At 64.6% G+C, this 18,206-nt stretch carries 14 protein-coding genes; 11 read left to right on the top strand and 3 right to left on the bottom strand.

The genetic code is table 11. The features are described 5' to 3' along the window. Window positions 1-200 precede the first annotated feature (200 nt). The 4 genes from J1M86_RS03635 (at window position 201) to J1M86_RS03620 (ending at window position 6,016) form a co-directional block, all read left to right on the top strand. Entirely contained in the window at window positions 201-2,564 is a 2,364-nt protein-coding gene (locus tag J1M86_RS03635; protein ID WP_206508857.1) for an excinuclease ABC subunit UvrA, read from the top strand. A gap of 87 nt (window positions 2,565-2,651) precedes the next feature. Then, entirely contained in the window at window positions 2,652-3,146 is a 495-nt protein-coding gene (locus J1M86_RS03630) for an alpha/beta fold hydrolase (protein WP_206508856.1), read from the top strand. 48 nt (window positions 3,147-3,194) lie between these two features. Then, entirely contained in the window at window positions 3,195-4,775 is a 1,581-nt protein-coding gene (locus J1M86_RS03625; RefSeq protein ID WP_206508855.1) for an HNH endonuclease signature motif containing protein, read from the top strand. A 56-nt stretch (window positions 4,776-4,831) separates the two neighbouring features. Continuing rightward, window positions 4,832-6,016 carry a hypothetical protein gene (locus J1M86_RS03620; protein WP_206508854.1) on the top strand — a complete coding sequence of 395 codons (1,185 nt, stop codon included), beginning with the start codon at window positions 4,832-4,834 and terminating at the stop codon, window positions 6,014-6,016. Between the two features lie 23 nt (window positions 6,017-6,039). Here J1M86_RS03620 and J1M86_RS03615 read toward each other — a convergent pair whose 3' ends face one another. Continuing rightward, window positions 6,040-7,575, bottom strand: a complete 1,536-nt coding sequence (locus J1M86_RS03615) for an aldehyde dehydrogenase family protein (protein WP_206508853.1) — start codon at window positions 7,573-7,575, stop codon at window positions 6,040-6,042. 121 nt (window positions 7,576-7,696) lie between these two features. Between J1M86_RS03615 and lat the strand changes: the two genes are divergently transcribed. The 3 genes from lat to J1M86_RS03600 all read left to right on the top strand — a co-directional run bounded on the left by lat (window position 7,697) and on the right by J1M86_RS03600 (window position 11,562). After that, window positions 7,697-9,028 (top strand): L-lysine 6-transaminase, encoded by a 1,332-nt coding sequence (lat, locus tag J1M86_RS03610; protein ID WP_206508852.1) that lies wholly within the window; start codon window positions 7,697-7,699, stop codon window positions 9,026-9,028. A 103-nt stretch (window positions 9,029-9,131) separates the two neighbouring features. After that, window positions 9,132-9,476: a PLD nuclease N-terminal domain-containing protein gene (locus J1M86_RS03605; protein WP_206509128.1), complete on the top strand. Its 345-nt coding sequence runs from the start codon at window positions 9,132-9,134 to the stop codon at window positions 9,474-9,476. Between the two features lie 238 nt (window positions 9,477-9,714). Further along, on the top strand, window positions 9,715-11,562 hold the full coding sequence (locus tag J1M86_RS03600; RefSeq protein ID WP_206508851.1) for an anthranilate synthase family protein: 1,848 nt from the start codon (window positions 9,715-9,717) through the stop codon (window positions 11,560-11,562). Between the two features lie 32 nt (window positions 11,563-11,594). Here J1M86_RS03600 and J1M86_RS03595 read toward each other — a convergent pair whose 3' ends face one another. Beyond that, window positions 11,595-12,803, bottom strand: coding sequence for an MFS transporter (locus tag J1M86_RS03595; RefSeq protein ID WP_206508850.1), 1,209 nt, complete (start codon window positions 12,801-12,803; stop codon window positions 11,595-11,597). 46 nt (window positions 12,804-12,849) lie between these two features. Here J1M86_RS03595 and J1M86_RS03590 point away from each other — a divergent pair, with 46 nt between their 5' ends. From J1M86_RS03590 to J1M86_RS03575, 4 genes are all read left to right on the top strand, one after another. Beyond that, a complete protein-coding gene (locus J1M86_RS03590) occupies window positions 12,850-13,860 on the top strand; it encodes a LacI family DNA-binding transcriptional regulator (RefSeq protein ID WP_206508849.1) in 1,011 nt (336 codons plus the stop codon). Window positions 13,861-13,962: 102 nt separating this feature from the next. Next, a complete protein-coding gene (locus J1M86_RS03585) occupies window positions 13,963-15,702 on the top strand; it encodes a bifunctional diguanylate cyclase/phosphodiesterase (RefSeq protein ID WP_083667284.1) in 1,740 nt (579 codons plus the stop codon). Window positions 15,703-15,705: 3 nt separating this feature from the next. Next, complete coding sequence (locus J1M86_RS03580; protein WP_206508848.1) at window positions 15,706-16,152, top strand: TIGR03668 family PPOX class F420-dependent oxidoreductase; 447 nt, start codon at window positions 15,706-15,708, stop codon at window positions 16,150-16,152. 212 nt (window positions 16,153-16,364) lie between these two features. Next, window positions 16,365-16,907 carry a GNAT family N-acetyltransferase gene (locus J1M86_RS03575; protein WP_241259528.1) on the top strand — a complete coding sequence of 181 codons (543 nt, stop codon included), beginning with the start codon at window positions 16,365-16,367 and terminating at the stop codon, window positions 16,905-16,907. Here J1M86_RS03575 and J1M86_RS03570 read toward each other — a convergent pair. Then, on the bottom strand, window positions 16,892-17,671 hold the full coding sequence (locus tag J1M86_RS03570; protein ID WP_269418017.1) for a hypothetical protein: 780 nt from the start codon (window positions 17,669-17,671) through the stop codon (window positions 16,892-16,894). The genes J1M86_RS03575 and J1M86_RS03570 overlap by 16 nt on opposite strands. Window positions 17,672-18,206 lie beyond the last annotated feature (535 nt).

The following is an 18,206-nucleotide window of genomic DNA, read 5'->3' as shown; positions in this document are numbered from 1 at the left end:
CCTCCACGGGTGGGCGCCGAGTTCGTTTCGTAGCCGAGTTCTCCGTTTCGGTCAAGAATCGAGAAGCACGGCTTCCTCGTCGCCACTAGCGTCTTGTGCATGGAATGTGCGGTTCTCGATCCGACAGGCAATCTTCTGCGTACTCAGCATGTGGCTGGTTGAATCTTCGCTGTCCCCGCTCGAAATGGAGATATAGACATATGAGCACGACACCGCACGTTGCAGACACCCACGAGAAGATCCGAGTGCAGGGTGCGCGCGTGAACAACCTGCAGGACATCAGCGTCGAAATCCCGAAGCGTCGCTTGACGGTATTCACCGGCGTGTCCGGGTCGGGGAAGAGCTCGCTAGTCTTCTCCACCATCGCGGCCGAATCGCAGCGCATGATCAACGAGACCTACAGCGCCTTCGTGCAGGGTTTCATGCCCACTCTGGCGCGGCCCGACGTCGATGTGCTCGACGGGCTGACCACGGCCATCATCGTCGACCAGCAGCGCATGGGGGCCAATCCCCACTCGACGGTGGGGACTGCCACGGACGCCAATGCCATGCTGCGAATCCTCTTCAGCCGCATCGGCAAACCGTACATCGGTTCGGCACAAGCCTTTTCGTTCAACGTCGCATCGATTTCGGGTGCGGGCGCGGTGACGGTGAACAAGGGCGGCCGAGAAACCAAGGAGAAGCGCGCCTTCTCCATCACCGGCGGAATGTGCCCGCGGTGCGAGGGCCGGGGTTCGGTCAGCGACATCGACTTGACCGCGCTGTACGACTCGTCGAAATCACTCAACGAGAGCGCCATCACCGTTCCCGGGTACAGCATGGAAGGCTGGTACGGCCGAATCTTCCGCGGCTGCGGCTACTTCGACCCCGACAAGCCCATCGCCAAGTTCACCAAACGGGAAATGAACGACCTCCTCTACCGCGAGGCGACGAAGATCAAAATCGACGGCATCAACCTGACCTACCTGGGGCTGGTCCCGCAATTCCAGAAGTCGTTCCTGTCCAAAGATGTCGACGCGATGCAGCCACACATGCGCGCCTTCGTCGAGAAAGCCGTCACCTTCACCACCTGCCCCGAGTGCGAGGGCACCCGCCTGAACGAAGGAGCCCGATCCTCGAAGATCAAGGGCATCAGCATCGCCGACGCCTGTGCCATGCAGATCAGTGACCTGGCCACGTGGGTCGGCGGGTTGAAGGAGCCGTCGGTTGCGCCGCTGCTCCAGTCGCTGTCGGAGACGCTCAACTCGTTCGTCGAGATCGGATTGGGATATCTGAGCCTCGACCGACCGGCCGGAACACTCTCCGGTGGTGAAGCGCAGCGGACCAAGATGATCCGGCATCTCGGGTCCTCGCTCACCGATGTCACCTACGTCTTCGACGAGCCGACTACCGGCCTGCATCCACACGACATCGAGAACATGAACGACCTGCTTCTTCGATTGCGGGACAAGGGAAACACCGTTCTGGTCGTCGAGCACAAGCCGGAAACCATCGTCATCGCCGACCACGTGATCGACCTCGGGCCCGGAGCCGGCACGGGCGGCGGCAACGTCTGCTTCGAGGGATCGGTGGACGGACTGCGACAGAGCGAGACCATCACCGGTCGCCACTTCGACGACCGAGCAAAAGTGAAAGAGACCGTCCGTGAGTACTCCGAGGTGGTCGAGATCCGCGGCGCCGATTCGCACAACCTCCAGAACGTCGACGTCGACGTGCCCCTCGGCGTGCTGGTGGTGGTGACCGGTGTGGCCGGGTCGGGCAAGAGCTCGCTTATCCATGGGTCGCTGGCAGGGCTCGACGATGTCGTGGCCGTCGACCAATCCGCCATCCGTGGTTCGCGTCGTAGCAATCCCGCGACGTACACCGGCCTGCTCGAACCGATCCGCAAGGCGTTCGCCAAGGAAAACGGCGTCAAACCTGCCCTGTTCAGCTCCAATTCGGAAGGCGCCTGCCCGACGTGCAATGGCAACGGCGTCATCTACAGCGACCTGGCGATGATGGCCGGCGTCGCCACTCCGTGCGAGCTGTGCGAGGGCAAACGGTTCCAGGCGTCGGTGCTCGAATACCACCTGGGCGGCAAGGACATCAGCGAAGTGCTCGCGATGTCCGTGGCGCAGGCAAAGGAGTTCTTCGGTGGTGAAGGAGTCAAACTTCCCGCAGCGCACAAGATCCTCGAACGGCTCGCCGACGTCGGTCTCGGCTACATCAAGATCGGTCAGCCGCTCACAACTCTGTCCGGCGGCGAACGTCAGCGCCTGAAGCTGGCCACGCACATGGGCGACAAGGGCGGCATCTACGTGCTCGACGAGCCGACGACAGGGCTTCACCTCGCGGACGTCGAACAGCTTCTTGCCTTGCTCGACCGGCTGGTCGAGCAAGGCAAGTCCATCATCGTCATCGAGCACCATCAGGCCGTCATGGCGCACGCCGACTGGATCATCGACCTCGGCCCGGGCGCCGGCCACGACGGCGGCCGCATCGTATTCGAGGGCACGCCCGCCGATCTCATCTCCGACGGCTCCACACTGACCGGGACGCACCTGGGCGCATACGTCGGGGGCTGATCCTTCCGCCGAGATCGAGGTTATGCACCGATTCAGCTCGAATTCGTAACGTAACTTCGATCTCGGCAAGACAGAAAGGATGCGGGAATGCTGTTGTTCGTTCACGGCGCCGGAGGTTACGAGGAGGATCGCCCCCTGGCAGCCGGACTCGGTACAAAACTCGGCGCGAGGGTCGACATGCCGCACTTCCCCGACGAGGACACGTCTCTCGAGGCCTGGGCCGCACCGATGCGTTCACATCTTGCGGGACTCGGGCCGCAAGACCTGGTAGTCGGGCACTCCTTCGGGGCATCGATCCTGCTGCACGTGCTGACCGAGGGCGGTGCAAAGCCGACGGCAGCAGTGCTGTTGGCAATGCCGGACTGGAGTCCCGACGGGTGGGACGTGGCGGAATACGCCTTCCACGGGCCCGAACCGGACGCCGCACTGACGCTGCATCACTGCCGAGATGACGACGTGGTGCCGTTTGCCCACCTGGCGCTCGGATCATCGCGGCTCCCATCGGCTCTCGTGCGCGAATATCCGACCGGAGGCCACCAGTTCGACGGCGTGATCGGCGCGATTGCCGCATCTATCGGCTGATCGAACTGGTGTTCGAAACTTGTCGGTGGGTGGGTTTATCTTGGCTTCATGCTTATCGGGGAGGGCGTCGCGGGTCTGGCCGGTAACACGGGCCTGCGCAGCGACCAGACGGGGTCTGGCACACGTGGTGTGCTGGCCATCTCGAACCCGAGCCTGCGTGGGGCAGTTGAGGTACTCGAAAAGGCTTGGGAGGTAGTAGCTACTGTCGAGACGAGCAGCCTCGACGACGCCGATCACCGAGCGTTGATGGTCCGAATGGAAACACTGACGCGTGCGATGCACGGCACCTCGCATACATGGTTGACGGAATTGATCGAGAGCGACGGTTTGGCGGTGCTGCCCGAGCGGACCAATGCCTCACGGCTGGCGGGGCTGCTGCTCGTCGACCCCGGCGTTGCCGGCAAGCGCATCAAGATCGCTCAGCGCATGGCACCCCGCCGGGCCATGACCGGTGAGACGTTGGAGCCGGAGTATCCGACCACTGCCGCAGCCCACACTGCCGGCGCCATCGACGCGGCGCATGTGAATGTGATCGATGAGTTCTTCCGCCATCTGCCCGCGGAGGTGGATCACGAATCCAAGGTCAAATCCGAGAACCTGCTCGGCAACCTCGCCAGAAAGGTCCTGCCCGAGCAACTCCGCGTCGCTGCGGCGCGCCTGCACGCGCTCCTCGACGAGGACGGCGAGCTGAAGAACGACAAGAACCCGGCGAGCAAGTGCTTCTTCAGGCTCGGCAAACAAGGTGTCGACGGGTTGAGCAAGGGCAACTTCCTCATCGACGCGGAGTTCCGGGCGTACCTCGAGCCCATCCTCGCCAAGCTCGCCAAACCCGGGAACTGCAACCCCGAGGAGACGAAGCCCGTCGTCGACGACAACCTCCCCGCGCCCCAGAACCAGTCCCCCGACGAGACAGAGCGCACCGGCAACGGCGCGGGTGGCGGCACTGACACGGCAGAGGCAGGGCAGCAGCAGGCTCGCGCCGGTCGTGATCTGCGCTCGCAGGGTCAGCGCAATCACGATGCCGTCAAGGCAGTCCTACGTCAGATGCTCGCCTCCGGTTCGCTGGGCACTCATCGTGGCCTGCCGGTGACTGCGGTGATCAGCATGACGGCCAGAGAGCTGCAGCAGGGGTGCGGACACGCGGTGACCGGCACCGGTTCGCTGGTCAGCATCCGCGACGCCATCCGCATGGCCTCACATGCTCATCAGTACCTCGCGATCTTCGACGACGACGGCCGAGCGCTCTACCTGGGGCGCTCCAAACGAATTGCGTCCGCTGATCAGCGGATCGTCCTGATGGCCCGCGACCGGGGCTGCACATTCCCAGCGTGCACGCGTCCGGCCACGTGGAGCCAGGTCCATCACATCACCGAATGGGCGCTCGGCGGGCCGACCGACGTCGACTCGCTCACCTTCGGCTGCGATTTGCACCACCCACTCGTCGGGGACGGCCCCAACGACTGGGTCACCACCACGACCGGGCCCGAACATCGGCATCCGGGGCGGACGCAATGGCACCCACCGGCGGCCGTCGACCCGACCCGTCGCGGCCTGATCAACCACCATCACCACCCACACGAATACCTGTATCCGAGTCCGGACGACCCGGACCCGAACCAACCTGAGTAGCGCAGAGGCGCCGTAAGGGCTACGCACACCCCACCTGATCCCTTACCATCCTCGGGGTGGGGGCAAACGAAGATTCGAAGGAGCGCCTCGCGCGCCTGGTCATCGAGCGCGTGCGCGCCGAGGGCGGTACCGAGCCGCGCCTGGATACCGAGGCATTCGCAGTTCGATACGACGGCGATTCGGTTCTGCACCTCGATGCACTGTTCCGCGACACGTTCGCCGACGACACGCCGGGTACCTCCGAGCTCGCCCGTGAGGCGCACGTCGCGCACTTCGTGTCGACGACGATGTCGTCGATGGAGTGGCCCGTCGACTGGAACCAGGCCCTTCCGCGGTTGCGGCCGGTCCTGAAGCCGTCCACCTACACCCTCGGCTCACCGTCGGCGCTGCTGCTTTCACGCAGAGTCTTTCCGCTCATCGACGAACTCGTGGTGGTCGACATGCCCGCCCATCGCACGGTCGTGTCCTTGGCCACCACCGAGAAGTGGGGCATCGACCCCGCCACCGTGTTCGCGGCGGCGCGCTCCAACCTCGCCGCCCTCACCCAGCACGCCGACCCGACGAAGGGTCGAGCCGTCCAACGTCTCGTCGACGACCGTCCGCACGACACGCGATACTTCACGTCGTGGCTTCTCGATCCGGGCTGGCTCGCATCTCACCGCGGGCGCTTCGGCTGCCCGCCCGTCGCGTTCGCGCCCGACGTGGACACCATCGTGGTCGTACCGAGCGATGACCCAGCCCTGCTCGGTGAACACTTCCGAAGGGCCGAGGAACGCTACGTGCACACCTCCCGCGCGTTGTCGCCACAGGCATACACCGTCGACGACCACGACACCGTCGTCACGTTCGATCAGATTCACCCGGAGGACGTCGGCGGGGCACGAGCCCGCTGCATCCACATCGCGGGAGAGTATGCGGCGCAGGGAAGTTGGCTGACCCGTCAGTACGAACTCGACGGAATCCGGTCGGAGGTGGGGAAGGTGACCGTCAAAGCAACACCCTTCGGACCGCGAACCGTCACGATCTGGGCCGACAACACCGACGCCACGATGCCGCTCACCGACCTGGTCGCGTTCTGCCAGGAGGGCGCACACCCGTTCTACGTCCAATTCGCCGACGTCGAGGCGCTGACGAGCCTCACCCCCGTCAGCGATCTCGATCCAGCTCGATTCCGGGTGCGCACCTGGCCACCGTCGACCATCATGGAACAACTCCGCGCCCGCGCCGTCCCGGTCGAGTGACCTAGCGCAGCGGAGCATCCGACTCAGGTGAAGCGAACCCCCTGCGCGAGTGGGAGGTCGTTGGAGTAGTTGACGGTATTCGTCGCCCGGCGCATGTAGGACTTCCAAGCGTCCGATCCGGATTCGCGTCCGCCACCGGTTTCCTTCTCACCGCCGAAGGCGCCGCCGATCTCGGCGCCGGACGGTCCGATGTTGACGTTGGCGATGCCGCAGTCCGAACCGGCTGCCGACAGGAAGCGCTCGGCCTCGCGCAGGTCGGTGGTGAAGATCGACGACGAAAGCCCTTGCGGCACATCGTTGTGCAGGGCGATGGCCTCGTCGAGGGTCTCGTAGGTGAGCACGTACAGGATCGGTGCGAACGTCTCGTGCCGCACGATGTCGGTCTGCGCGGGCATCGTCACGACGGTCGGCTGCACGTAGTACGCGTACTCACCGAACAGGTCGACACGTGAACCTCCGGCTCGCACAACGCCGCCGTCGGCTGCGGCAGCGTCGAGAGCCTTCTGGAAACCCGTGAACGCGGGCGCGTCGATCAGCGGCCCGACGAGGGTGTCTGCATCCAACGGGGACCCGATGGACAGCGATTCGTAGGCCCGCGCGACGCGGTCCACCAGCTCCTCGGCCACCGACGAGTGCACGATGACCCGGCGCAGCGAGGTGCACCGCTGCCCAGCTGTGCCCGCCGCGGAGAACACGATGCCCCGGGTGGTCAGATCCAGATCCGCGGACGGTGTCACGATGGCCGCGTTGTTGCCGCCGAGCTCGAGCAGCACGCGACCGAACCTCGCCGCGACCCGCGGGGCAACGGCACGCCCCATCCTGGTGGATCCCGTCGCGGACAGCAGCGCCACTCGCGGATCGTCGACGAGGGCTTCACCTGCGACGCGGTCACCGATGACCAGCTGGGCTACCTTCGGGTCGACTCCCGCTTTCTCGGCGGCGCGTTCGAAGAGCGCCTGGACGCCGAGTGCTGTCAACGGAGTCTTCTCCGACGGCTTCCAGATGACGGTGTCACCGGCGACAAGGGCGAGCACCGTGTTCCACGACCACACGGCAACCGGGAAGTTGAAGGCCGTGATGACGCCTACGACGCCCAGTGGATGCCACTGCTCCATCATCCGGTGGCCGACTCGCTCGGTGGCGATGGTGTTGCCGTAGAGCTGACGTGAGAGTCCGACGCCGAAGTCGCAGATGTCGATCATCTCCTGGACCTCACCGAGGCCCTCGGACACGATTTTTCCTGCTTCGATGGAGACGAGTGCACCGAGATCGTCCTTGTACTCGCGCAGCAATTCGCCGAGTTCGCGGACCAATCCGCCGCGAACCGGGGCTGGAACGGCCGACCACTGAGTGAAGGCCGTAGCCGCGTCGGCGATGACCGAGTCCACGTCGGAGACACCGGCCGCCGACAGCGACGCAAGATTTCCGCCGGTGATAGGTGAGCGCGCCACGATCGGCAACTGCGCCTGCGGCACATCCAGATCGGCCGTGACACCGAGGCGGCCCAGGATTGCTCGCGTTCTGACGCTCAGTTCATCGTGTGTGACGGGAGAAGACATGTCGTGATGCACCTTTCCGGTGAGGACGCGGGCAGCATCAATCTAGCTCACGCCTCGTCGTGCCGGATTTTTTACTGTCTGGAAGCCTTCTCGCAATCTTTTATCGCGTAGATTGGCTTTCATGACGCAAGTATTGCACCGGTCTTCATCTGCTGATGCTGCTGGACAGGTACACACCACCATCGGCCGTCACATGCTCGCCGACGGTTTCGAGATGGTGCTCGACCTCGAGGCGTCCCGCGGATCAACCCTCGTCGATGCCCGCGACGGCACCGAGTACCTCGACCTGTTCACGTTCTTCGCCTCGAACGCACTAGGCATGAATCACCCCGCACTGGCCGAGAATGCTCAGTTCCGGGCTGACCTGCTCGCAGCGGCGATGAACAAACCCAGCAACTCCGACATCTACACCGTCGCGATGGCGCGGTTCGTCGAAACGTTCGCGCGCGTTTTCGGCGACACCCGCCTCCCCCACCTGTTCTTCGTCGACGGTGGGGCGCTGGCCGTCGAGAACGCCCTCAAGGTCGCGTTCGACTGGAAGAGTCGCTGGAACGAAGCGCACGGGATCGACCAGTCGCTCGGCACCCAGGTGCTGCACTTCGAGCACGCCTTCCATGGCCGCTCCGGCTACACGATGTCGCTGACCAACACCGATCCCGTCAAGGTCGCTCGCTTCCCCAAGTTCGAATGGCCGCGTATCCCGTCGCCGTACATTCGTGACGGCGCCGATATGGACGCCCTCGAGGCCGGCGCGCTGGCAGCGGCCCGCCTTGCGTTCGAAGCCAACCCGCACGACATCGCCTGCGCCATCATCGAACCCATCCAGGGCGAAGGCGGAGACAACCACTTCCGTCCACAGTTTCTGCAGCAGTTGCAGGCGCTGTGCCACGAGTTCGACGCCCTGTTCGTCGTCGACGAGGTGCAGACCGGTGCCGGCATGACCGGCACCGCCTGGGCCTACCAACAGCTGGGTATCGAACCGGATGTGGTCGCCTTCGGCAAGAAAGTCCAGGTCTGCGGCCTCATGGCCGGTGGGCGCGTCGACGAGGTCGCCGACAACGTGTTCACGGTGTCCTCGCGCCTGAACTCCACCTGGGGCGGCAACCTCACCGACATGGTGCGCTCGCGTCGGATCCTCGAGGTCATCGAGTCCGACGGGCTCGTCGAACGGGCCGCGACGCTCGGCCGCGGACTACTCGCGCGGCTGCACGAGCTCGCCTCCCGCCACGAGATCATCACGGAGGTGCGTGGGCGCGGGCTCATGTGCGCTTTCACCCTTCCCGACGCCACCACGCGCGACCGCGTCCTCGATGAACTCCGCGTCACCGAGCACGTGCTGGCGCTGGGTTGCGGAAATCGGTCCATCCGGTTCAGGCCTGCCCTGACGATCGGCGAGGCGGAGCTGGGGCACGGGATAGACGCGATCGAGCGCGTCCTGGTCCGTTTGGGTTAGCTCGCGCGCGGGCCCCCGCGGTACGGATCTTCACTGTATGGTTCTCCACGCAAAGGACCGACTGGTCTTCAATGGGGGCCAGTCCATACGGGAGGACCGCGGAGTGCCTTATCTCGGCTTGCTCATCATGTTGCTGTGGGTGTTCTGCTTGATCGACGTCATCACTGCGGACGAGGGCGGGATCCGTCACCTACCGAAGATGGTGTGGTTGTTGCTGGTGGTGTTCCTTCCGCTCGCGGGGTCGATCGCGTGGCTGCTCGCGGGACGGCCCGTCGACGGTGGCATCTGGGGTGGCGCCGGGGGTGGTCGTCGGGAGAGGTCCGCGTTCCCCGAGTACGACGCGAAGCCGGGTCGAGCCGTCGCGACCGATCCCGCGGCCGACGAGGAGTTCCTCCGGCAGTGCCGAGCGCGCGCCGAGGAGCAGCGCCGCCGGGCAAGAGACGCGTAAACGCGCACGTGCGCGGAAATACATAGTGGGACACGTATTTCCGCGCACATGCGGCGAAGCCGCCGGCAGTGTGTAGAGTGACTCGACATGTACGCGAACTCGTCCACAGCCGGATCATGGTGGTGGCGCTCCTAGGCGCCCACACTTTCGCGTAGCAGTACCCGTGGCCGCCCCTTCGAGGTGGCCATTTTTCATGTCCGGACCACCTCGGCGCTTTTTCGATCCGAGAGGTTTTCCGATGCACGAATTGTTGAGCAGGGCCATCGCCGGGGCCGAGCCCTTCGCGATCGTCTCCCGCGAGCGCGGGGTCGACGTACTCGTCGGCGATGTCGTCACCGTCGACACGCTCGCCGACATCCCCCTGCGCCTGGACACCGAGGGCCCCGATGTTCTCGCGCTGGTGCCGTATCGGCAGATCCAGGAACGCGGGTTCGTGTGCCACGACGACGATGCGCGGCTCCACTGCCTACAGGTTCGGGAGCGCGCGCGAGTGAGCATCGACGACGTATTGGCGGTGTTGACGGCGGCCGACCTGGAGCTGTCGGGTGGCCGGTTCTTTCCCGAGGACGACGAGTACGCGACGGCTGTCTCGCGGGTGCTGCGCGAGGAGATCGGCACCGGAGCCGGTGCGAACTTCGTTCTCCGCCGAGATTTCCGCGCGAACCTCGAGGCTGGTCTCGGGGCCGGTCTCGAGATCTTCCGCAGGCTGCTCCTCGGTGAATCCGGCTCCTACTGGACGTTCTTCGTCCACACGCCATCGGTCACGCTCGTCGGTGCGACGCCGGAGCGTCACGTGAGTTTCGACGGCACGTCGGCTGTGATGAACCCCATCAGCGGCACCTATCGCCACCCCGTCGAGGGCCCGTCGGGCACCGGTGTTCTCGACTTCCTCGGCGACGCGAAGGAAAGCGCCGAACTGTTCATGGTGGTCGACGAGGAGCTCAAGATGATGAGCCGGATCTGCGCCGCAGGCGGACGAGTCATCGGGCCGAGGCTCAAGCAGATGGGGCACCTCACCCACACCGAGTACGAACTCGTCGGCGACTCCGCCCTCGACCCACGCGAGATTCTGCGCGAGACGATGTTCGCTCCCACCGTCACCGGATCACCCATCGAGAACGCTGCCCGCGTCATCGAGCGGTACGAGAAGTCCGGGCGCGGTTACTACTCGGGAGTTCTCGCGCTCTTCGAGACGTCCGACGGCGTCAGCACGGTCGATGCACCCATTCTGATCCGCACCTGCGAGATATCTCCGACCGGCGAGCTGAAGATCTCGGCGGGGGCGACGTTGGTGCGCAACTCGGTACCGGAGCACGAGGTTGCGGAGACACGATCGAAACTCGGTGGTGTGCTCGCAGCGCTGGGTATCGAAGCACCCCGTCCGCGGGCCGTCGACGCCGTGCGGCTGGACAGCTATCCCGGTGTGGCCGAGGCGTTGCGACGCCGCAACGAGAAGCTGGCGTCGTTCTGGTTGGACGAGCAACCCTTGCTGGTGTTTCCCGGTCTTCTGGGGAGAACTGCGACGGTCGTCGACTTCGAGGATCAGTGGACGGCGATGCTGGCGCACCAACTTCGGCACCTCGGCATGGAGGTGTCCATAGTGCGCTGGGAACACTTCACTGGAACCGAGGCGGATCTACTGGTTTGCGGTCCGGGTCCGGGCGATCCGCGGAGCAGTAGCGACCCGCGTATCCGTCGAGCAGAAACAGCAGTACGCGAACGGCTTTCGACAGGGTTGCCGCTGCTCGCGGTGTGTCTGAGTCATCAGGTGCTCGCCGGCATTCTGGGGTTCGACGTGGTGGCACTGGACCGCCCGCAACAGGGAGTGCAGAAGGAGGCCGAGGTGTTCGGTCAGCGCTGCACGGTGGGCTTCTACAACACCTTCGTCGCGCGAGGCGGGCCCAGGCCGGGAGTGCTGGTTTCGGCCGACGGACCCGACATCAATGCGCTGCGCGGCAACGGATTCGAGTCGGTACAGTTCCACCCGGAGTCCGTGTTGTCCACCGACGGTATCGGCATTCTCTCGTCGGCTGTGCACCGCTTGTTCGCCGCTGAGGTGAGCGAATGTCACCTTGGGTCACTCTGAGTGCGCGAGGGCCTCATTCGGTCACCCGGGCGTCACCCGGACACCCCGACCAGCTCGACTCGCCGACGGACCGGGAACGACGTGCGCGCGAGCACGACCGTCAGCAATGCCGCCGCGACCAGTAGGGCGGAGGTCGCGGTGACGACTGCGATGCTGCTGCGATCGATGATCACCCCGCCGATCAAGGCGCCGGTGGCGATGGCCAACTGAAAGGCGACCACGTAGAACGCCGACGCACGGTCGGGGTCGGCGCGAGGGGTGTTCAGGACCGAGGACTGCAGGCAGACTGGCACGGTGGTGAACGCCAGACCCCACAGGCCGATAGCCAGCACCGCCACCACTGCCAGCGATCCCGGCGCCGACTGCAGTGTCGTCCACAACACCGCGAGTGCGACTGTCACAGCGGTCAGTGCGCCGATGGTGGATCGGCGTGGCCAGCGGTCGAATGTCTTGCCCACTATCCAGATACCCGCCACGCCGCACAGCCCGTAGATCAGCAGCATGAGGGTCAGTGTCGTGCCGATCGAACCCACGCCGCGATCGACGAGCAGCGAGAAGTAGGTGTACGCGATGAAGTGGCCGAGCACAGCGAGAAACGTTGCGATACAGATCATCACGAGCGATCGGTCGAGCACCGGAGTCCCTCCGCGCACCGAGGCCCCGGTTCGAGCCCGAGCCGGCGCCGTCATGACGGGTAAGACGAGGTAAAGCGTCAACGCGATGAGAGCCGAAACGACGCCGATGGACGCCGCGGCCGTTCGCCATCCGAGCCACTGCCCCAGCGCCGCGGACAGTGGGTTTCCGGCCACCAGCGCCAGTGACGTACCGGCGTACACCATGGCGATGGCTCTACCTTTCTTTCCCGGGGCGGCAAGGGATGCCGCCACCGGCGCGACCACTGCCCAGAAGACTCCGTGTGTTGCGGCACAGATCATTCGTGCGAGCACGAGCATCGGGTATCCGACGGCGACTGCGGACACCAGTTGCGAAAGGGCGAGCGCGGCCACCGTCACCACCACGACGCGCCGGCGTGGCCATCGACGTACGAAGGCGATCAGTGGCAGCGTCATCGCGGCGACACCGTACGCGTAGAAGGTCAGCAGCAGACCGACGCTCGACTCGCTGACGCCCATATCGGCCGAGATCTCCGGCAGCAGGCCGATCGGCAACGTCTCTGCGGTGACGTAGACGAATGCGGCGGCCGCGAGTACGAGAAGTCGGATCGTGTTGAGTCGAGGCACGTTGTGTATCGTTACACACCACACGCCGAGCCGCTAGGGTTGCCCCATGAGCACCCGCCCGACGATGGCCGATGTCGCAGCCGCCGCGGGCGTGTCCACCATGAGCGTGTCGTACACCTTCAACCAACCCGGGCGAGTCTCGGACGCCACGAAGCAACGGGTGCGCGCCGCCGCCGCCCGCCTCGGCTACACCGGCCCGCACCGGGCCGCACAATCGCTACGCAGCGGCAGAACCAACAACCTCGGCGTCGTACTGACCGAAAAGCTCACCTACTCGTTCGAGAACGCGCAGGCCCGGGCATTTCTGTCCGGCATCGCCGAAGCCTGCCTCGACACCGATACCGGACTCGTTCTCCTGCCCAATTCGCGCAAGGGCGTCGACCTCGATCGCGTACGAGACGCTCACGTCGACGGCTTCGTGCTGTGGACCACCGCCGTCGACGACCCGGTGCTCGAGATCGCCGTCGGCACCGGCAAGCCGATCTGCATCCAAGGTGGACCGCGCTACCCGGGCACCCAGCTGGTCGGGATAGACGACCTCGAGGCCGCGCAGGCCATCGGCGCCGTCGGACTTCGCGGCGCGCATCGGCCCGCGGTGATCAGCTTCCCGCGTGATCGCGATCGCGTCGGCGAAATCGTTCTCGGCCCGGATCCGGCCGCGGCCACCTTCCCCGTCACATCTGCTCGGCTGGCCGGCTACCGCCGCGCCGTCGTCGACGCCGGTTTCGACTGGGCCGACGTACCGGTGGCCTTCGTGCCGACGAACGCTCGTACAGAAGGTGCCCGTGCCGCAACCGCACTGCAGCGCGACTACGAAGTGGACACCGTGCTCGCCTCGAGCGACGATCTTGCCCTGGGTGTACTCGATATCGGCGGCGGTGTCGCCGTCACAGGTTGGGACGATTCCGACGTCGCCGAGGCGGCCGGGCTCACCACCGTCGCCCAGTCGCTGTACGACCAGGGACACGACGCCGCCCGATGGGTGCTGGGCTCCCTGCGCGAGATTCCACCTGCCGAATGGTCGTTGAAGGTTCGCACCAGCACTCGACTGTCCTGACGGCCCCAACATCTGCAAAACAGGGCGCAAACCTTGTTTATAGCGCAAAACCATACTTTCGCGTTATTCTTCATCGCGGCCGAACGGCCACAGGGGGGGAGCATGAGCCGAGAGCCATCAGCGCCCAACCCTGCCGCCGCGAACTCCGCCGTCACCGAATGGACGGACGAACTCGCCCAGTCGATGCTTGATGCCGTACCCGCCGGAACGGTCGTCCTCGATCACTCCGGCACAATCATGTTGGTCAACCGCGCCTGGGCCGAGCACTGGGCGCACCACCCGGAAAGCAAACCCTGGGCGCCGGGCGAAAACTACTTCGATCGGTGCCGCAGAACCGCCGAGCACGGTGATCGCGTTGCCGCAGCTGTTCTCGCAGGTCTGCAGGCCGTCGCCGCAGGCGAGCAGCAGGTGTACGTGATCGACTACGACGTCGCCGCCACGCGCATCAGGTTGCGCGCGAGTCGCCTCGCCGAAGGCGGTGGCGTCTACCTGACCCACACGAACGTGACACGAACGGTGCCCGAGGAGGTCGTTCGTCACGATCCGCTCACAGGCTTGCCGAACAAGGACGAGATCGAGGCACTCCTCGAGCGAGAACTCGCAACTCGAAACCCGGACGACGAGGTCAGCGTCCTGCTCGTCGACATCGACGGATTCAAGGAATTCAACGACGCCCTCGGCCCAACGCACGGCGACCAGTTGCTCCAGCTCATCGCCGAACGTATCGCCGCCTCCACGCGCCCCACCGACACACTCGGCAGACTCACCGGCGACGAGTTCGTCGTCATTGCCCGCGGCTGTACATCCATCGCGGCCCGCGCTCTGGCCGCAGGTTTCTCCAGCGTTCTCGAACCAGCCTTCGAAGTCGACGATCGGCGCCTCACCGTCACCGCGAGCGTCGGCGTCGCCACCTCCGACGACAAAACCACCGAAGCACTCCAACTGGTGCACGACGCCACCACCGCGATGCACGCCGCCAAATCGCTCGGTCGCAACAGTCACCAGGTGTTCTCCACCGACCTGCGAGACAGCAACCGCAAACGGCTCGAGATGGTCGAGCGCCTACGCGGCGTCGCGATGGCCGAGCACGAACTCGAGATGGTCTACCAACCGATCGTCGAACTCGCCTCGGGAGCGGTCGTCGGTGCAGAAGCACTCATCAGGTGGAATCACCCCGAACTGGGTCTACTCCTACCGGACAGTTTCATCCCGCTCGCCGAAGAAGCGGACCTGATCATTCCGCTGAGCAACTGGATCCTCGGTCAGGTGGGCAGCACCATCGCGGCGTGGCAGCGCAATGGCCTGAACGTTCAGGTCGGCGTCAACGTCAGCCCCCTGCACTTCAAAGCCGGAACACTCGCGACCGACGTCATCGACATCATCGACGGGATGGGCATCGAACCGGGGCGGCTCGTGCTCGAACTCGCCGAATCCAAATCTCTCCACGACATCGACGCCGTCCACTACCAACTGATGGACGTTCGCCGACGCGGATGCCTCGTGGCCATCGACGACTTCGGCTCCGGATTCTCCTCGCTCGAACGCCTCGCCACCCTCCCGGTCGACATCCTCAAGATCGACAAATCCCTCACCCAGCACCTCGATAGCCGCGACCTGCACCGACGCCGAGCGATGACGGCTCTGTGCAAAGCCGTCGTGGAAGTCACACACGATCTCGGCAAGGACACCGTCATCGAGGGCATCGAAACGGCCGAACAACTCGACTTCTGCGTCGACATCGGAGTCACCTTCGGGCAAGGTCACCTGTTGGGTCGTCCGATGACTACCACTCAGCTCGAGAACATCCTCCTCCAGAACGGCGCGCACAGTGCATCTGCGTAACCCATGCCATCTGCATCACCCGAGAACGCCGACAACGTGAAGATCGACGACGAGATCGGCCGCTTCTCCAGCGCCCACCGCGCCATGCTCTCCACTATCAATCCCGACGGCACACCACACCTGGTGCCCATCGTCTTCGCACGCGTCGGCGACGAACTCGTCAGTGCCATCGACTGGAAGCCAAAGTCGACCCGGAAACTGCAGCGTCTCGAAAACATTCGCGCCGACCCCGTCGTGAGCCTCATCGTCGACAACTACGACGACGACTGGACCAAACTCTGGTGGGTGCGCGCCGACGGATCCGCCCGCGTGATCGACGCCGACACCGACGAGGGCGAAGCTGCCATCGACGCTCTCGTTGCCAAGTACCAGCAGTATTCAGCCGAGCGCCCCGCGGGCCCAGTCATCATCGTCGGCAAACTGACCTGGAGGTCGTGGCGAGCGTCGTAGGGGCGTGTGGCTCTGCTGCCCTGTTCCTGGACCGAATGTCACCTTCGGTCACCTGTATCTGACCGAATGTCACATTCGGTCACTCAGAGTGTGCGAGGGCCTCATTCGGTCACCATGTGTACCAGCGAATGTCACATTCGGTCACCTTGGAACACCGCTCGGACGTCGAAATGGGTTCGCTTACGGACACCGCCGCGTACACACTTTCATCTATGCCGAGCATGCCACCCGAACGGATCGAGTTGGACGGTGTCGTCATCCGTCGCGAGAGCGAATTTGATGCCGAGGCCGTGGCGAAAGCCATCGCGGAGAACCTCGAACGCTTGTCCGAATGGATGGAGTGGGCCGTCCCGGACGCCGGCACTGCAGGAACCCAGCGAGCCAGAATCGCAGACGCCATGGTCCAGTGGAACTCGGGATCGGTCTACGACTACTTACTCACCGACACCAGCGACGGCGTACTGGGCAAAGCTGGCCTGCGCCGCACTGGCTCGGGAGCAGTCGAGATCGGCTACTGGCTGACCACCGAAGCCGAAGGCCACGGTGTCATAACACGAACCGTGTCAGCGCTGACCGATATCGCGCTGACACTGGACGGTATTGGACGCGTCGAAATCCATTGCGACTCGGCTAATCCACGTAGCTTTGCCGTACCCCGGCGCCTGGGATACCGCCTGGACCACGTGATCGATCATCCAATCACGTCGCCGGGTCAGACCGGCCGTCAGATGATCTGGATCTACGACGCCAAGTGACTCATCTGCCCCGGATCGACCGCTCGAACGTTCGGGCGAGGTCGCTGCAGCGCCAGCTGATATGCCCGCTGCAAGTCCGCAATGACGACCTCTGGTTGCGTGCGGATGGCCCGCGGAGTGTGCGACACGACGACCAGGCCATAGCCCTGTGCCGAGGCGCGACGTGTCATCGTCTTCTCGTATGCCGCCGGTGAACTGTGATGCTCGAACGAGTCGATTTCCCATACGAAGCCGACTGGATCCAGCCAGTTGTCGAAACATCCGATGAGTTTCCCGTCGTCGGCATAGACATTCCAGTTGTGAACCATCGGAGGGAGCCCGCTCCGCGCGTATAGCTTCTGGGCTTCGAGCTCTGCAACAGAGTGCGCGCCTGCCCCGAGATCGCGCAGGACGCGACGCGGCACCGCACTTCCCCGGCCGCAACCTTCGTTCAGCTCGGTGAGCAGTGAGACGACGTCGGCATCACCACGTTGAACAACCTCGGCAATCAACGCAGTGCAGGCCTTTTCGTCGACGGTCCGACGTGCGGCGTCGAGCAAACACCTGTCCAGCGGCGCGACCGACAGACCCGACTTACGGACGGCTCCCGGCAGGCGCCATGTTCTCTCGACGGAAACGAACGAGGTGTCTTTGCGGTGGCTGCCGTGCGGAATCAGCAACATCGTCTGGCTGTGGTGAGCCGATGTCGAATATCCATGAAGCGCAAGCCCCGCGCGTCCTGTCAGCATTGCCTCGCCGCCGCCGTACATCACTGCAGCCGTCACGCGCTGTGTCCAGGTCGGTGGACCATTGTGAAGCAGAACCAGCCCGGGCAATATTCGTTGCCACGGACCACCCGCCGTCCTGTCGACAATGGTCTTCGCGCCGACCCCCATCTTTCGCAATACCGATGTACGAATGACACTGTTCTTCGAGTGTTGTCGTAGTAAATGCTCGTCTGTTGCCCAGCCCCCACGTTTCATGAGGCGCATGCAACCCCACGGGTGCGACATATTCGGCCGCTCGCGTTGGATGAGTCGGCGCCTGTGGACAACTTTTCGAGCGGAGTTTGCTTGCTCCTGGTGACCGGATGTCACATTCGCTCCAGTTCAGGTGAGCGAATGCGACATTCACACACTCTGAGTGACCGAATGTGGCATTCGGTGCAGCCAAGGTGACCGAAGGTGACCGAAGGTGACATTCGCTCCCGAACGCCCGGGCCTCACCCCGGCCGGGCCCCTGTCGGCCGCACATGTCGACGCTGTCGGTCCCACCCCGTAACCTGGTGAGTGACGGGGGCCACATCGTGCGTAATCGGAC

This window comes from Rhodococcus sp. KRD197, assembly GCF_017168235.1.
GTDB lineage: Bacteria > Actinomycetota > Actinomycetes > Mycobacteriales > Mycobacteriaceae > Rhodococcoides.
The sequence above is the reverse complement of the archived record's forward strand: the minus strand, read 5'-3'. Positions and strand labels throughout refer to the sequence as shown.

Excerpts from the sequence above, each read along its gene's own strand:
- J1M86_RS03635 (WP_206508857.1), top strand. The coding sequence starts at position 201 with ATGAGCACGACACCGCACGTTGCAGACACCCACGAGAAGATCCGAGTG.
- J1M86_RS03575 (WP_241259528.1), top strand. The coding sequence starts at position 16,365 with ATGCCGAGCATGCCACCCGAACGGATCGAGTTGGACGGTGTCGTCATC.
- J1M86_RS03625 (WP_206508855.1), top strand. The coding sequence starts at position 3,195 with ATGCTTATCGGGGAGGGCGTCGCGGGTCTGGCCGGTAACACGGGCCTG.
- J1M86_RS03630 (WP_206508856.1), top strand. The coding sequence starts at position 2,652 with ATGCTGTTGTTCGTTCACGGCGCCGGAGGTTACGAGGAGGATCGCCCC.
- J1M86_RS03585 (WP_083667284.1), top strand. The coding sequence starts at position 13,963 with ATGAGCCGAGAGCCATCAGCGCCCAACCCTGCCGCCGCGAACTCCGCC.
- lat (WP_206508852.1), top strand. The coding sequence starts at position 7,697 with ATGACGCAAGTATTGCACCGGTCTTCATCTGCTGATGCTGCTGGACAG.
- J1M86_RS03600 (WP_206508851.1), top strand. The coding sequence starts at position 9,715 with ATGCACGAATTGTTGAGCAGGGCCATCGCCGGGGCCGAGCCCTTCGCG.
- J1M86_RS03580 (WP_206508848.1), top strand. The coding sequence starts at position 15,706 with ATGCCATCTGCATCACCCGAGAACGCCGACAACGTGAAGATCGACGAC.
- J1M86_RS03590 (WP_206508849.1), top strand. The coding sequence starts at position 12,850 with ATGAGCACCCGCCCGACGATGGCCGATGTCGCAGCCGCCGCGGGCGTG.
- J1M86_RS03615 (WP_206508853.1), bottom strand. The coding sequence starts at position 7,575 with ATGTCTTCTCCCGTCACACACGATGAACTGAGCGTCAGAACGCGAGCA.